The following is a 15,426-nucleotide window of genomic DNA, read 5'->3' on the forward strand; positions in this document are numbered from 1 at the left end:
AATTGGGGGTTAAAAATTATTTATAGCGGCTATAATTTCGTCAACGTTAGCTATAAAGTCAGGTTTAAATAATTTTAAAGCTTCTTTAGGCATTGTATCTATCTCCGAACTAACTGGATCTTGTACAATAGTTGTTCCATTTTTCTGATTAACATATAATAAACCTTCGGCACCGTCAGAATTTGCGCCCGAAAGTAGTATAGCTGCCATTTTATCCCCGTATAAATCTGCTGCAACTTTAAAAGTAACATCTATAGATGGTCTGGAATAGTTCATTTTTTCAGAATAATCTAAAGAAAATGTATGGTCGTTTTCAATTAAAAGGTGGTAATCTGCTGGTGCAAAGTAAATATTGCCCGCAATAATAGGGTCTTTATCCTCGCACTCAAAAACATTGATTTCTGTTTTTAAGTTGAAAACTTCGCTAATACTTGTAGTTGATCCGCTTTTGCGATGCAAAACAACAATTATAGCAAAATTGATAGGGGTTTTAAGTTTTGGTATGAGTGCTAATAGTACGTTGAAAGAACCCGCAGAACCCCCAATTACCAACAGTTCAATTTTACTTTTTAGGTCACTTTTCTCCATATCTTTTCTTTTTCGATTTGCTGATAGCGATTTTCAAGCTCCGAAAATTTGATTGTTTCTTTTGAACCCAGCGCTAAATAACCCAAACTTTCTAAGCTTGAATCAAATAACTTGAAAACCTTTTCTTGTAAATTTTTATCAAAATAGATCAAAACGTTACGGCACAAGATAAGTTGAAACTCATTGAAAGAACTATCTGATACTAAATTATGAGTGGCAAAAATCATGCGCTCTCTTAATTTGCCAATAAACCTTACGTGGTCATAATTTGCAGTGTAATAAGTGCTGAAATCAGTTGTTCCCCCGCTGTTGATATAGTTTTCTGAGTAGTTGCGCATTAAACCAATTGGATAAACGCCGTGTTTGGCGGTTTCTAATACGCTTGGATTAATATCTGTAGCATAAATTATAGCTTTGTGTGCTAAATTTGCTTCATGTAATAAAATAGAAAGTGAATAAGCTTCTTCACCGGTAGAGCAACCTGCCAACCAAATTTTAATGTAAGAGTTTACGCCAAGCTGAGGGATTATTTGTTCCCTTAAAGTTTTGTAGAAATGCCTATCTCTAAACATTTCTGTAACGTTTACCGTAATTTCTTCAACAAACCTTCCGAAATAATTTTCATCGTTGGTTATTCTGTAACGTAGTTCCGCAAAGCTGGTGAACTTATCTAAAGCACACAGCCTGTTTACTCTTCTTTTAATTGATGCTTTGCTGTATTCTGTAAAATCGTACCCGTACTTGTTGGCTACATCATTTAGTAAAATCTCTAGCTCCTCATCGTCAACTAAATTGTAACCAAGCATTTTATAGGTATTTTTCAATATAAACCATAAGGTGGTCAATATTAACCGGTTTTGCAACGTACCCGTCTGCACCTGCTGCGATACATTTTTCTTTATCGCCTGTCATAGCTTGCGCTGTAAGGGCAATTATAGGTATTTCACTGCCTTCTTTTTTTAATAGATCAATAGCTTGATAGCCATCCGTTTCTGGCATCATCATATCCATCAAAATCAACGCAACATTATTGTTGGCATTCAAAATCTCTTTTGCGTCTTTAAAACTTAACGCCGTTTGGCACTGAAGCTTTCTTGCTTGAAGAACCATCTTTAACGCAAAAATGTTTCGGTAATCATCATCAATGATTAATATTTCTTTTTTGTGCATAAAAAAACTAGCCTTTATATAACCACACTCTTAGTAAAGACAATAATTGGTCGATGTCAACCGGTTTAGAAATGTAATCCGACGCACCAACCTTAATACATTTTTCTCTGTCGCCAATCATCGCTTTAGCGGTAACCGCAAAAATTGGCAAATTTTTATACTTCGGATTTTCTCTAATTGCGCTTATAGTTTCGTAGCCATCCATCTCAGGCATCATAATATCCATCAGAATAATATCAACCTGTGGGTTTTCTGCTAACTTTTCAATCGCTTGCTTTCCATCAATAGCACTTATAACTTTCATGCCATTTTTCTCCAGCGCTTTTGACAGCGAGAAGATATTTCTTACATCGTCATCAGCAATTAAAACCGTTTTGTTTTTAATCACTTCAGTTAGAGTTCCTAATCTCACCGTGGAGTTCTCTTTTTTAGGTTTTTTACTTTCATCTATCAGGTGTAAAAATAAACCAACCTCATCTAGTACTCTTTGGTAGGAGTGCGCTGTTTTGATGATGATAGAGTCAGCATACTTTTTGATTTTCAGTTCCTCAACCTTGGAAATGTTTTTTCCGGTGAAGATAATAATCGGCAAACTCTCTAAACCAGGGTTTTTTCGAATGGTTTCTAGTGTTTCGTAAGCAGTTTCATACGGAACGCCCATATCTAATATTACACAGTCAACAGCTTCTTGCTGTAATGCATCGGCACTTTCAGAAATGGTGGTTTTTATCTCTGTACTGATGTCAAAGTTGCCTAAGAAATAAGAAAGTGCATTCGCATGCTTATTGTTTTCCTCGATAATAAGCACCTTTCTTGATCCTTTATTTAACGCATCTTCAATCTTCTTAAATACATCGCCCATCTCTGAAATAGCGAACGGTTTGTTTATGAAATCTACAGCACCTTTCAGTAAACTTTCTTTTTTCGCCTGTAAAGACGACATAATGTGTACCGGGATATGCTTGGTTTGTGCATTGGATTTTAATTGGTCCATCACCATCCAACCGTCCATAATTGGTAACTGGATATCTAAAAGTATGGCTTTGGGACTAAACTCTAACGCCGCTTTTAATGCGAAATCTCCCTGTACTACTACTACGCCTTTATAATTTTGCTTTCTAGCAAAACTTAATAGTGTTTTTGCAAAAACGGTATCATCTTCAACAATTAAAATAACATTGTCTTCTTCTTTAATGGAAGCTCTATCATCGTCTACTTGAGCCGGAATAATATCAATCACGTAATTGGAAGGTGCGTAGTTTACATGCTGACTCTGTAATAGCTCAGGTTGAGGCGTGGTCAATACAGTTTCGATAACAATGTCTTCTTTGTTTAGCGGAAAACTGGCTGTAAACCGACTTCCTTTTCCCAAATTACTTTCCACACTTATTTTACCACCTAAAAGCTTTACTAGTTCGCGACTAATTGATAAGCCTAAACCTGTGCCACCGAATTTTCTCCGGGTAGTGCCATCCGCTTGCTGAAAAGCTTCGAATATGATCCGTTGTTTATCTTCTCGTATCCCAATACCAGTATCTGTAACTTTAAATACAATATTTTTGTTTTTATCGCTAATATCTAAGGTTACACTTCCTTTGTCGGTGAATTTAATGGCATTAGAAATAAGGTTTTTAAGTACTTGGCCTAACCTTACAAAGTCCGTATCTATTTCTTTTAATTCTGTGTTTTTATTGATTATGAAATCAATGTTTTTGTCTTTGGCTGCAGGTGCAAAGAGGTTTTTCAGTTCGGTAGTAATCGTACTTATTGGCGTTGGCTCAATATGTATATCCATTTTTCCCGACTCTATTTTAGATAGGTCAAGTATTTCGTCAATTAAGGATAATAAACCGTTTCCTGAGCTCTGGATTACTTTAGCCGATTCAATTTGGTCTTCATTTAAGTTCCCGTCTGGATTTTCGGCCGTTAATCTGGAAAGTAAAAGAATAGAGTTTAGCGGTGTTCTTAGCTCGTGAGACATGTTTGCTAAAAACTCTGATTTATACTTTGTACTTAGTTCAAGCTGTTCTGCTTTTTGCTGGATTTCATTATTCCTTTCTATAATTTCAGAATTTTTTTCTTCCAATTGTGTAGAACGTTCTTCAAGCTCTTTGTTTGATTGTAGCAATTCTTCTTGTTGTACTCTTAATTCTTCTTCAGATGCTTGCAGTTTTTGAGTTTGCGCTTCTAATTCAGTGTTTAAGTTCTCCAATTCACTGTGTTGTGATTGCAATTCCTCGGTTTGACTCTGAGTCTCTTCTAGTAAATCTTGTATATGTCTGCGAGATTTTGCACTGCTTATTGAAACTCCAATATTTTCTGCAACTCGTAAATGAAATTGCATATCAACATCAGTAAAACTGTCGGTGCATCCTATTTCAATTACGCCAATAGGGGTATTCTCAATCATTATTGGGCAAATCAACAGGTTTGATAGTTCGATGACCCCGCTGGCTGTAGCTATGGTATAGCTTTTATCTAGGTTACTTAAAACTTTTGGCTGCTTATCCTTAAAAACCTGCCCAATTAAACCTTCTCCTTCGTTAAAGAACGGTTTCATAAAAGCTTCATGTGCATAAGCCTTTCTCATAACTAATTTTCCGTCTTCGTAAAGGTAAATGGCACCGTTTGCACATTGCCCATATTGCACCATATGGTTAATGGTTTCTTGGCAAATGATATCAACGGTTTTGTTGCCGCTCAACTTTTCGTTTAGGTCTACTAGGCCTTTTTGTAGCCACTCGTTATCGTTCAGTTTATTGAACGATGTTTCTAACGAAGCCGCCATGTCATTTAATGAGTTGCTTAACTTACTCAATATGCCTAAGTTTTCGCTTACTACTCGCGTACTATAGTTTCCTAGAGAAATCTGGTCAGCAATTTCTGCTATTTTTAATATACTATCGCTAGTGTCTTTGTCTTTATTAATTAAAGTAGCTTTTAATTTCTCTCGCTCTGTAAAATCATCTTTAATTCTGATGTAGAACACAAGCGTAATGATCAAAGAAATTATTGCTGATATGAGTAAAAGTATGGGCGTAAGGGTAGAAGACTGCTTACTGGCCAAAAGCCGTTCTTCTAACAAATCTCGTTCAACGGCTTTCATTCTAATGATTTGCACTTGAACACGTTCCATTAACTCCCGACCAAGGTCAATTTGTGCAGCGGTGTTAACTATGCGGTTTTCCGTGTGATTAATCAATCCCTCTAAAATTGCATCATAATCCGAAAACTGGCTCGAAAGAAGCTTTAAATTTTCGACCTGAACAGAATTATCAGATATTTGGGAACCCAGTGAATTCAGTAAAGAATCTTTTGAAAGTTTGCTTGCATAGTATGGTCTTACATATTTTTCGTTCTTAGTTAACAAAAAACCTCTCATACCTATCACTTTGTCTTTCAGGTTTAGATGCACATCGTCTAGGGTTTTTATAACATTTAGAGAGTGCTTAACCCATCCTTGGTTGTCAACTAATTTTGTAATTGAGAAGTAAGATGCACTAGAGCTAATGATTAATAGTATGAAAGATACTGTAAAGCCTATTTGCAAATTTCTAATAAACTTAGATGCCATAATTTTTTTATTGGGATTTTAGTTAATTGGGATAGAGAAATAAAATTCTGAGCCGTTTGCTGGCGAACTGTTTACTCCAACGTTGCCATTGTGTTTTTTGATGATTTCTGCAGAAATATAAAGCCCAATGCCTAAACCTTGAAACTTTAGTGAAGATTCTTCAACTCTGTAAAATTTAGAGAAAATATCTTTTTGTTTGTCTGCCGGGATTCCAATTCCGCTGTCTTTAACTTTTACTATTAAATTGTTATCGGCAGTTTCTCTACTTACCCGTAAAAACTGGCTTTCTGGGGAGTATTTGAGAGCGTTGGTGAGGTAATTGATCAGCACCTGCTCAATCCGGTTTTCGTCGCCGTTGATGAGTAAAGGGCTTTCATTGCCTACAACTTCAAGTGTGAAATTATTGTGTGTTTGCTGTATGGTTTCAATGCAAGATTCAATGAGTTTTTTTGCGTCAAACGGTTGCTTATTTAGCTTTAGCTCTCCGTTTTCAATTTTAGAAACATCCAACAGATCAGATATAAGTTCGTTTAATTTTCCAACCTGTAGGTGAGCTTTTTCTATATAGCCCTTAACCTGTTCAGATTCGTGGTTTTTTAAAGATCGTGAAAGTAACTGAATATAAGCTTTAACGCTGGTTAAAGGCGTCTTTAACTCATGGCTGGTGATACTCAGAAACTCATCTTTCTTTTTCTCGATTTGTTTTCGATCTTCAATATCGGTGAATGTGCCAATCCATTTAGAAACCTTTTTATTTTCAAAAATCGGTACAATACGTAAAAGATGATACTTGTACTTAGCACTGTTTAATTCTTTAATGCGTACCTCAAGCTCCAAATTCTGCTTTTTGGGGATTATCTGATGCCAAGCTTCTGCAATATTTATTTCATTATCAAAAGTTTGCGGAAACTGATCAGTTGTTAAAGAATAATTAAACCACTTTTGATTTACAAATTCAATTTCTCCTTTTTCATTAGCGGTGAATGCAATTAATGGGAGTGCCTCTAACGTATATTGTAATTCTTCCACCCGTTCTTTAAGTTCCGACTGAACCTTTTTTCGGATATCTATTTCTGCCCGTAAAGCGTGTTGTGTATCTTGTAGTTCTTTGGTTTGTTTATAAAGCCGAACAAAAGTGTTCACTTTTAGTAACAAAATTTCTGGATCAAAGGGTTTTACTACGTAATCAATTCCGCCAGACTCGTACCCTTTATTGATAAACTCATTATTGGTGTTTACGGCAGATAAAAATATGATTGGTATATCTTTTGTTTTGTTAAAACCACTTAAAGTTTCGGCTACCTCAAAACCATCCATGGATGGCATTTGAACGTCCAAAATTATTAATGCATAATCTGTATTAAGCACTTTTTTTAAACCTTCTTCCCCAGATAGTGCGGTATCAACGCTAAATCCCTTTGATTCTAGTAGTTTTTTTAAAGAATAAATATTCTCTTGTTTGTCATCAACTATTAGGATCATTTAAAATTTCGTATTTGTAAAATCAATATAAAGTTTATTTTAAATCAATAGCATAGTGCATCAATAACTACACCAGAAATTGCTATGATTTTTGTTTTTTTCTTTAATTTATTATGCTTGCATAATAAATTAAAGATTTCTATATTTGGAATGCTACTACGTTAAGTGTAGTAAGCGCAAATCAACCTAAAAACTTAAAAGTATCAAATTTAATGAAACATCAGGAAACGATTGATTATCATTTAAAAATAACATGGCAAAATATTGCCAATAGATATAATCAGTTAGCGTCAGAATTTGGGATTACCCAATCAATCGGTTACCTGTTAATGAATATTGACGAAGAGAACGGGACTACAGTTTCTGAAATGGCTGCATTACTGGGATTAAAATCTACTAGCTTAAGCAGAATGCTTAACAATTTAGAAGTAATCGGTCTAATTTATAGAGAAGGGCATTTAACAGATAAAAGATCAGTTAAATTATATCTCACAGATTTAGGAAAAGAAAAAAGGCACCTTGCTAGGGTGGTGGTTAAAAAGTTTAATGATTATTTAGATCTTAACCTTAGCGATGATGATAGAATGCAATTAGTTAAGTCTTTAAAGTTAATTAACGAGTTAACTACCAATTACAAACCTTGATATTTTAATTTTTATGAAAAGATCAATCAAAAAAGTAGCAGTACTGGGATCCGGAATTATGGGCTCTCGGATCGCTTGTCACTTTGCAAATATTGGAGTAGAAGTTTTGCTTTTGGATATCGTACCAAAAGAATTAAATGATAAAGAGCAAGCGAAAGGTTTAACCTTAGCTAGTCCATTGGTGCGCAACAGAATTGTAAACGATGCTTTAATATTCGCTGCAAAATCTAGTCCTTCACCGGTTTATAACAAAGAAGTTTTAAATAAAATAAAGACTGGGAATTTTGAAGACAACATGAAAGATATTGCCAGTTGCGACTGGACGATTGAGGTTGTAGTTGAAAATTTAAAAATAAAAAAGATTGTTTACGATCAAGTAGAGCAGTTTAGAAGACCTGGGACCTTAATCACCTCAAATACTTCGGGAATTCCGATTCATTTAATGGCAGAAGGCCGTTCAGATGATTTTAAAAAGTATTTCTGCGGAACGCATTTTTTTAATCCACCACGTTATTTACGTTTATTAGAGATTATCCCAACACCAGATACCGACAAAGAAATCATTAATTTCTTAATGCATTATGGAGATAAATTTTTAGGTAAAACTACAGTTTTATGTAAGGATACTCCGGCTTTTATCGCAAATAGAGTCGGCGTTTATTCTATCATGGCATTATTGCATTTGGTAGAAAAAATGGATCTAACGGTTGAAGAAGTAGATAAATTTACCGGTCCAGCTTTAGGCCGACCAAAATCTGCTACTTTCCGTACTACGGATGTTGTTGGTTTGGATACCATGATTAATGTAGCCAATGGTTTGTCTGAAAATGCACCTAACGACGAGCAAAAAGAAGTTTTTGTTTTGCCGGATTATGTAAAGAAAATGCAGGAGAACAAATGGCTGGGTGATAAAACTGGTCAGGGTTTCTATAAAAAAACAAAAGATAAAGAGGGTAAAACAGAGATTTTAGCTTTAGACTTAAAAACTTTAGAATATCGTCCACAAAATAAAATAAAATCAGCGACGCTTGATGCGACAAAGCCTATAGAAAATCTGCGTGAACGAATGAAGGTTTACGCGGCCGGAAAAGATAAAGCAGCAGAGTTTTTCAGAGTTTCTTTTTCAGGATTGTTTGAATATGTGTCGAACAGAATTCCAGAAATTTCTGATGAAACATATCGTATTGACGATGCCATGCGAGCTGGTTTTGGCTGGGAATTAGGCCCATTTGAAGTTTGGGATGCTTTAGGAGTGAAAGAAGGAGTGGAGATGATGAAAGCCAATGGCAAAACTCCAGAAAAATGGATAACCGAGATGCTGGAAGCGGGAAATACTTCATTTTATAAAATAGAAAACGGCAACAAAACCTATTACGATATCCCATCAAAATCTTACAAAGCAGTTCCTGGTCAGGATGCGTTTATTGTTTTGGATAACATTAGAGCGAGTAAAACCATTTGGAAGAACTCAGGAACTACCTTAACTGACTTAGGCGACGGTATTTTAAACTTAGAATTCCATACCAAAATGAACACTATCGGTGGCGAAGTTTTAGCTGGAATTAACAAAGCCATTGACATTGCCGAGAAAGATTACCGTGGTTTAGTCATAGGTAATGATGGAACCAATTTCTCTGCCGGAGCAAACGTGGGGATGATTTTTATGATGGCGGTTGAGCAGGAATGGGACGAGGTGAATATGGCAATTAAAATGTTTCAAAATACTTCCATGCGGATTCGTTATTCTTCCATCCCAGTGGTAGTTGCACCACACAATTTGACTTTAGGCGGTGGTTGCGAGTTTGCTTTACATGCCGATCACGTTCAGCTAAATGCAGAAACTTATATGGGTTTGGTTGAGTTTGGCGTCGGGTTAATTCCTGGTGGCGGCGGAACCAAAGAAATGACTTTGAGAGCATCAGACGAATTCCATGCGGAACAAATTGAGCAAAACGTGTTAAAAGAAAAGTTTTTGACGATTGCAATGGCAAAAGTTTCTACATCAGCTTTAGAAGCATATGATTTAGGTTATTTATTGAAAGATAAGTTCTCTATTTCGATGAATAGAAGTAGGCTTATCGCCGATGCAAAAGAGAAAGCTTTAGAACTCGCTAACGCAGGATATACCCAACCAGTGCGGAGAAGCGATATCAAAGTTCTTGGTAAATACGGATTAGGGATGGTTTACGCCGGAGCAAACACCATGCGTTCTGGAAACTACATTTCGGACCACGACCAAAAAATCTCTCAGAAATTAGGTTACGTAATGTGCGGAGGAGATTTATCTGCACCAACTTTAGTGACTGAACAATATTTATTGGATTTAGAGAGAGAGGCATTTTTGAGTTTGTGTGGAGAGAAGAAAACATTGGAGAGAATTCAGAGTATCATAACTAAGGGAAAGCCGTTGCGTAATTAGTAGTGAGATATGAGTATTGGGTATTGAGAACTTTTAGAATTGATTAAAGAAATAAAATGCACAACATTAAGGAATTGAAAATCTGGAATAAAGCAATGGATTTAGCGGTTAAAGTTTATGAACTGTCTGCTAAGTTTCCTTCAGATGAAAGATTCGGTTTAACCTCGCAAGTGAGAAGATGTGCAGTTTCGATTCCATCAAATATTTCAGAAGGAGCTGGAAGAAATACAAAAGGTGAATTTAAGCAATTTTTAGGAATCGCAAATGGTTCAGCTTACGAATTACAAACTCAACTCATTATTGCGCATAAGTTGAATTTCATTGATGAAAGCTCTACTAATGAGATTTTGGAAAGCATTGATGAAATTCAGAAAATGAATTATAGACTTCAATTATCATTAAGTAAATAGAATATAGTAATACGATTTGAGTATTGGTTAACGAGAACTTTTAAAATGGGAATAAGCAAGTCATCTCAATACTCAATACGCTCTACTCAATACTAAACGAAAAAAATATGGAAGCATACATCATAGCAGGATACAGAACAGCAGTTGGGAAAGCGCCAAGAGGTGTTTTTCGTTTCACACGGGCAGACGATTTAGCAACAGACGTTATTAAAGCATTAATCGCATCACTCCCAAACCTCGATCCAACTCAAATCGACGATGTTATCGTAGGAAATGCTACACCAGAAGCAGAGCAAGGTTTAAACATTGCCCGCATGATTTCGTTAATGGCTTTGGATACTGATAAAGTTCCGGGCGTAACTGTTAATCGTTATTGTGCATCAGGTTTGGAAACCATCGCGACAGCCGTAGCTAAAATTAAAGCTGGAATGGCAGATTGTATTGTTGCCGGTGGGGTAGAAGTAATGAGCGGAATGCCTTTCGGTGGATGGAAAGTGGTTCCAAACCCAGAAGTCGCGGTAAAAAATCCGGATTGGTATTGGGGAATGGGCTTAACCGCAGAAGCAGTTGCTAAAGAATACAATGTAACTCGCGAAGACCAAGATGAGTTTTCATTCAAATCTCACCAAAAAGCAATTGAAGCTATTAAAAACGGTCATCTAAAAGACGGAGTTTTACCAATCACGGTTAAGGAAAACTATTTGGATACCAACATGAAAAAGAAAACCCGTGAATATGTGGTTGATACCGACGAAGGACCGAGAGCGGATACTTCTTTGGCTGCGTTAGCTAAATTGAAACCTGTTTTTGCAGCCGGAGGCTCAGTAACAGCGGGGAATTCTTCTCAAACTTCAGACGGTGCTGCTTTTGTTTTAGTGGTTTCAGAAAAAATGTTGAAGCAATTAAATGTAGAGCCTATCGCAAGGTTGGTAAGCTATTCCGTTGCAGGTGTTCCTCCACATTTGATGGGAATTGGTCCAATAGAAGCTATACCAAAAGCGTTGAAACAAGCCGGAATGAGTTTAGATAAAATCGATTTAATCGAGTTGAACGAAGCATTTGCATCACAGTCTTTAGCCGTCATCAGAACCTTAGGTTTAGATAAAGAAAAAGTCAATGTTAATGGTGGCGCAATAGCCTTAGGCCATCCGCTGGGTTGTACCGGAGCAAAACTATCCGTTCAAATTTTTAACGAATTAAAAAGAACAAATCAAAAATATGGAATGGTTACCATGTGCGTAGGTAGCGGACAAGGTGCAGCGGGGATATTTGAGATGTTGTAAGGAGTCTCTCACCCAACCTCTCCGAAGGAGAGGAGTTAGCATGGAAAGCTGGATTACATAAAAAAAGTATAAAAATAATATTACACCATCTAGGTAAGTCCCTGTTCGAAGGAGAGGGATTTTGGGTGGGGCAAATAAATTTAATATTCACATAATATAAGCAAGTCCTTCTCCTTCGGAGAAGGATTTAGGATGAGGCAATATGAAAAAATCAACAAAAGGTGGGGAGTTCATCATCTCCGAAACTAGCTATCAGGATGTGTTTATCCCTGAGGAATTTGATGAAGAACAGTTAATGATCCAGAAAACCTGTGAAGATTTTTTGGCTGCGGAGGTTACTCCTAATCTGGAAAGAATCGACAAGCAAGAAGAAGGCTTGATGGAATCTTTGATGGATAAGGCAGGAGAATTGGGGCTATTAGCTGTTTCCATTCCAGAAGAATATGGCGGTTTTGGAAAAAATTTCAATACGTCCATGTTGGTAACAGATGCAATTGGTGCGGGACACTCTTTTGCGGTGGCACTTTCGGCACATACCGGAATTGGTACTTTGCCAATTTTGTATTATGGAGATAAGGAACAGAAAGATAAATACATCCCAAAATTAGCTTCGGGCGAGTGGAAAGCAAGTTATTGCTTAACCGAACCCAATGCCGGTTCTGATGCCAACTCTGGGAAAACCAAAGCAGTTTTGAATGCTGAAGGAACGCATTACATCATCAACGGACAAAAAATGTGGATCACCAATGGTGGTTTCGCCGATATTTTTATTGTCTTCGCTAAAATTGATGATGATAAAAACCTTTCTGCATTTATTGTGGAGAAAGGTTTTGGTGGCATAACCATGAATCCCGAAGAACATAAAATGGGGATCAAAGGCTCTTCTACACGTCAGGTTTTCTTTAACGATTGTCCGGTGCCAAAAGAGAATCTACTTTCAGAACGAGAGAACGGTTTCAAGATAGCGGTAAATATCCTAAATATTGGTAGAATTAAGTTAGGTGCTGCTGCAATTGGTTCTTCACGTAAAGTGTTGGATCATGCCATCAATTATTCAAACGAAAGGGTCCAGTTTGGTTTAAATATTTCAAAATTTGGAGCAATCCGTTATAAGTTGGCAGAAATGGCGACTCGTAATTTCGCGGTAGAAAGCGCAGCTTATCGAGCCGGGCAAAATATCGACGATGCTTACGATGCGTTGGTTGCCGGAGGAATGGATATTGGTAAAGCCAAGTTGAAATCTACCGAACAGTTTGCAGTAGAGTGTGCCATTATCAAAGTTTGGGGTTCGGAAGTGTTGGATTATATTACTGATGAAGGCGTACAGATTTATGGTGGAATGGGCTTTAGTGCCGATGCACCGATGGACAGAGCTTATCGCGATAGCCGTATCAACCGTATTTTTGAAGGAACCAACGAGATTAACCGCTTGTTAATTGTGGATATGCTTTTAAAAAGAGCATTAAAAGGCGAACTGGATTTAATGACTCCTGCTACGGCAGTCGCCGGAGAATTAATGTCGATTCCGGAGTTTGGAGATGAAGATGATTCTTTATTTGCAGCAGAGAAAAAAGCGCTTAAAAACTTAAAGAAGGCAGGGTTAATGATTGCAGGTTCTGCAGTTCAAAAACTGATGATGAGCCTTTCTAAAGAGCAGGAAGTTTTGATGAACATCGCCGACATTATCGGTTCTGTTTACGTTGCAGAATCTGTTATTTTAAGAGTTGAGAAACTGGTTTCAATGCGTGGCGAAGAAGCATGCGCAGGTCAGTTAGATATGATGCGGATTTACGTACAGGAAGCGGTTGATAAAACTTATATGGCAGGTAAAGAAGCATTAAACTCTTTTGCCGAAGGCGATGAACTTAACATGATGTTGATGGGCTTACGCCGATTTACAAAAGTTGCCGCATTTAATATCAAAGATGCTCGTCAGCGAGTTGCTAAACAACTGATTGAAGCAAATAAATATTGTTTTTAAGATTCAGTTTTTTTGATTGAGGATAAGCCGTTCAAATTTTTTTTTGGACGGCTTTTTTTATGATTTAGAAGAATTTTGGCCCGTTACTTCCCGATAGGTTGAGAGCCCTTGGCTTTTAAACAGCTTATACCGTTTCTGTAAAACGAACAAAACCGATACAGCCTGATTATTATATCAATCCGTATCGGTTTAAACGAATATTTATCTCAATTATAATTTAGCAGTATTGCTCAAAAGCACCGATCAAATTGTCGGCGATCATCTGTGCCGGGCGACCTTCTATTTGGTGGCGCTCAATCATATGCACCAACTTGCCGTCTTTAAATAAAGCCATTGATGGAGACGAAGCAGGAAAAGGCAACATGTAACCTCTTACAGCATCTACGGCTTCTTTTTCCATACCTGCAAATACAGTTACTAGTTTGTCTGGGTTTTTTGAGCTTGAAGCTGCAATTTTAGCTGCGGGGCGAGCATTTGCTGCAGCGCATCCACATACCGAATTGATAATTACAAATGTTGTACCTTCTGTACCAATTGCATTTTTCACTTCTTCAGCGTTCTTTAATTCTTGGAAACCTGCGTCTGTTAATTCTGAACGCATTGGGGCAACTAAATATTCTGGATACATTTATTTTGTTTTAGTTTTTAATCAATATTTTAACAAAAATCTATACGACTTTGAAACGTTACAAAACTAAACTTTTAGATTGAGCGCTACAATTTTGCCCATCAATTATTTGTCATAAATAAAAGAGATTTATATCACTTTTATAATCTAACCGTTTTTTACGATACTTAAACGCATCACAATTTATGGAAGAAAACTGCCGAATAAAAAGCAAAAAAACACTGTTTAAGTTTGTTTTAGAGAGCTTCATAAACGTTTTATGATTTAGTGTTTATTAATCGTTAAAGAAAGATAACCAATATTAACCTGGTTCGTAGCAAAAATATAATGCAATTTTATTAGCTGATTTGACTTGCATAAATAAAACAAAACAACGATGTTTGATTCTATAAAAGATAAAAAGGTCTTTATTGCTTAATTTGATTGCCATGATTGAAAAAACACAGACAGAAGAGTTGGATATGCGAGTGCTTATCCCGATTGAAAGACATAAAAAATTGATACAGCTATTTAAAGAATTGCCCGTTGAGGAAAGTTTTGTTTTTATTAATGACCATGATCCCATTCCGCTTTATTACGAGTTCCGTTCTATTTACGGCGATGTGGTTGGCTGGGAATACTTAAATAGGGGCGGTAGAGAATGGAAAGTGAAGGTTACCCGTATTGAGGCTTCGCAGGGACGAGAGTTTACAGATATATCTACTTTGCTTGATCTAAGAAAGGCAAATGAGCATGAGTGGAAGCAAATTGTTTTTCACCGTTACGGGATGATGGAACAGGGAGACACCATGGAAATTATCGCTGCCGAAGATCCCAAAGAGATTCACGGTATTTTTGTGCAGAAATTTGAAGGGCAACATGCTTGGATTTATAAAAAGCAGGAACCAAACGAGTATGTGGTACATATCACTAAAAAAGACAGTAGCGGTTTGGGCGACGATGGCTTTTCGGTAGTGAACGAGTTCGATTTACGTCCGTTTCCGCCAACAGAACGCCACGAGATGTTTTATAAAGCTTTTGCTGATATAAAGCCCGGTGAAGCTTTTGAATTTATCAACGACCACGACCCGAAACCTTTGTATTACCAGATGGAGGCAGAAAGCAAGGAGCCGTTTAACTGGGAATATTTAGAAAAAGGCCCTGAACAGTGGAAAGTAAGGGTTATTAAAACCAATAAATAATTTTTTAAGGAGAGCTGTAATGGCTCTCCTTTTTTGTTTGTTAATTTTCAGTTGGTTTTTTTGAGG

General features: G+C 36.8%; 12 protein-coding genes. 6 read left to right on the top strand and 6 right to left on the bottom strand.

Going from position 1 to position 15,426, the window contains the following annotated elements:
* Nucleotides 1-9 precede the first annotated feature (9 nt).
* The 5 genes from B176_RS0105375 to B176_RS0105395 are packed head-to-tail and all read right to left on the bottom strand — an operon-like array spanning nt 10 to nt 6,814.
* Nucleotides 10-588, bottom strand: coding sequence for a chemotaxis protein CheB (locus tag B176_RS0105375; RefSeq protein ID WP_017257760.1), 579 nt, complete (start codon nt 586-588; stop codon nt 10-12).
* A complete protein-coding gene (locus B176_RS0105380) occupies nt 570-1,394 on the bottom strand; it encodes a CheR family methyltransferase (protein ID WP_026063169.1) in 825 nt (274 codons plus the stop codon). Before B176_RS0105380 ends, B176_RS0105375 begins: the two co-directional genes overlap by 19 nt.
* A gap of 1 nt (nt 1,395) precedes the next feature.
* Entirely contained in the window at nt 1,396-1,758 is a 363-nt protein-coding gene (locus B176_RS0105385) for a response regulator (RefSeq protein ID WP_017257762.1), read from the bottom strand.
* 7 nt (nt 1,759-1,765) lie between these two features.
* A complete protein-coding gene (locus tag B176_RS0105390) occupies nt 1,766-5,332 on the bottom strand; it encodes a hybrid sensor histidine kinase/response regulator (RefSeq protein WP_017257763.1) in 3,567 nt (1,188 codons plus the stop codon).
* 18 nt (nt 5,333-5,350) lie between these two features.
* Nucleotides 5,351-6,814 (bottom strand): ATP-binding response regulator, encoded by a 1,464-nt coding sequence (locus tag B176_RS0105395; protein WP_017257764.1) that lies wholly within the window; start codon nt 6,812-6,814, stop codon nt 5,351-5,353.
* Nucleotides 6,815-7,026: 212 nt separating this feature from the next.
* On the opposite strand from B176_RS0105395, the gene B176_RS0105400 reads away from it, so the two are divergent.
* The 5 genes from B176_RS0105400 (at nt 7,027) to B176_RS0105420 (ending at nt 13,551) form a co-directional block, all read left to right on the top strand.
* Nucleotides 7,027-7,458: a MarR family winged helix-turn-helix transcriptional regulator gene (locus tag B176_RS0105400; protein ID WP_017257765.1), complete on the top strand. Its 432-nt coding sequence runs from the start codon at nt 7,027-7,029 to the stop codon at nt 7,456-7,458.
* A gap of 13 nt (nt 7,459-7,471) precedes the next feature.
* Entirely contained in the window at nt 7,472-9,877 is a 2,406-nt protein-coding gene (locus B176_RS0105405; RefSeq protein WP_017257766.1) for a 3-hydroxyacyl-CoA dehydrogenase/enoyl-CoA hydratase family protein, read from the top strand.
* 56 nt (nt 9,878-9,933) lie between these two features.
* Complete coding sequence (locus B176_RS0105410) at nt 9,934-10,287, top strand: four helix bundle protein (RefSeq protein WP_017257767.1); 354 nt, start codon at nt 9,934-9,936, stop codon at nt 10,285-10,287.
* A gap of 107 nt (nt 10,288-10,394) precedes the next feature.
* On the top strand, nt 10,395-11,570 hold the full coding sequence (locus B176_RS0105415) for an acetyl-CoA C-acyltransferase (RefSeq protein ID WP_017257768.1): 1,176 nt from the start codon (nt 10,395-10,397) through the stop codon (nt 11,568-11,570).
* Nucleotides 11,571-11,772: 202 nt separating this feature from the next.
* Nucleotides 11,773-13,551, top strand: a complete 1,779-nt coding sequence (locus B176_RS0105420) for an acyl-CoA dehydrogenase family protein (protein WP_017257769.1) — start codon at nt 11,773-11,775, stop codon at nt 13,549-13,551.
* A 217-nt stretch (nt 13,552-13,768) separates the two neighbouring features.
* Here the strand turns inward: B176_RS0105420 and B176_RS0105425 are convergent, their stop codons facing one another.
* Nucleotides 13,769-14,179 (bottom strand): BrxA/BrxB family bacilliredoxin, encoded by a 411-nt coding sequence (locus tag B176_RS0105425; RefSeq protein WP_017257770.1) that lies wholly within the window; start codon nt 14,177-14,179, stop codon nt 13,769-13,771.
* 428 nt (nt 14,180-14,607) lie between these two features.
* Here B176_RS0105425 and B176_RS0105435 point away from each other — a divergent pair, with 428 nt between their 5' ends.
* Nucleotides 14,608-15,360 carry a DUF2249 domain-containing protein gene (locus B176_RS0105435; protein WP_017257772.1) on the top strand — a complete coding sequence of 251 codons (753 nt, stop codon included), beginning with the start codon at nt 14,608-14,610 and terminating at the stop codon, nt 15,358-15,360.
* Nucleotides 15,361-15,426 lie beyond the last annotated feature (66 nt).

Source organism: Pedobacter arcticus A12, assembly GCF_000302595.1.
Lineage (GTDB): Bacteria > Bacteroidota > Bacteroidia > Sphingobacteriales > Sphingobacteriaceae > Pseudopedobacter > Pseudopedobacter arcticus.

Excerpts from the sequence above, each read along its gene's own strand:
- B176_RS0105375 (WP_017257760.1), bottom strand. The coding sequence starts at position 588 with ATGGAGAAAAGTGACCTAAAAAGTAAAATTGAACTGTTGGTAATTGGG.
- B176_RS0105380 (WP_026063169.1), bottom strand. The coding sequence starts at position 1,394 with ATGCTTGGTTACAATTTAGTTGACGATGAGGAGCTAGAGATTTTACTA.
- B176_RS0105385 (WP_017257762.1), bottom strand. The coding sequence starts at position 1,758 with ATGCACAAAAAAGAAATATTAATCATTGATGATGATTACCGAAACATT.
- B176_RS0105390 (WP_017257763.1), bottom strand. The coding sequence starts at position 5,332 with ATGGCATCTAAGTTTATTAGAAATTTGCAAATAGGCTTTACAGTATCT.
- B176_RS0105395 (WP_017257764.1), bottom strand. The coding sequence starts at position 6,814 with ATGATCCTAATAGTTGATGACAAACAAGAGAATATTTATTCTTTAAAA.
- B176_RS0105400 (WP_017257765.1), top strand. The coding sequence starts at position 7,027 with ATGAAACATCAGGAAACGATTGATTATCATTTAAAAATAACATGGCAA.
- B176_RS0105405 (WP_017257766.1), top strand. The coding sequence starts at position 7,472 with ATGAAAAGATCAATCAAAAAAGTAGCAGTACTGGGATCCGGAATTATG.
- B176_RS0105410 (WP_017257767.1), top strand. The coding sequence starts at position 9,934 with ATGCACAACATTAAGGAATTGAAAATCTGGAATAAAGCAATGGATTTA.
- B176_RS0105415 (WP_017257768.1), top strand. The coding sequence starts at position 10,395 with ATGGAAGCATACATCATAGCAGGATACAGAACAGCAGTTGGGAAAGCG.
- B176_RS0105420 (WP_017257769.1), top strand. The coding sequence starts at position 11,773 with ATGAAAAAATCAACAAAAGGTGGGGAGTTCATCATCTCCGAAACTAGC.
- B176_RS0105425 (WP_017257770.1), bottom strand. The coding sequence starts at position 14,179 with ATGTATCCAGAATATTTAGTTGCCCCAATGCGTTCAGAATTAACAGAC.
- B176_RS0105435 (WP_017257772.1), top strand. The coding sequence starts at position 14,608 with ATGATTGAAAAAACACAGACAGAAGAGTTGGATATGCGAGTGCTTATC.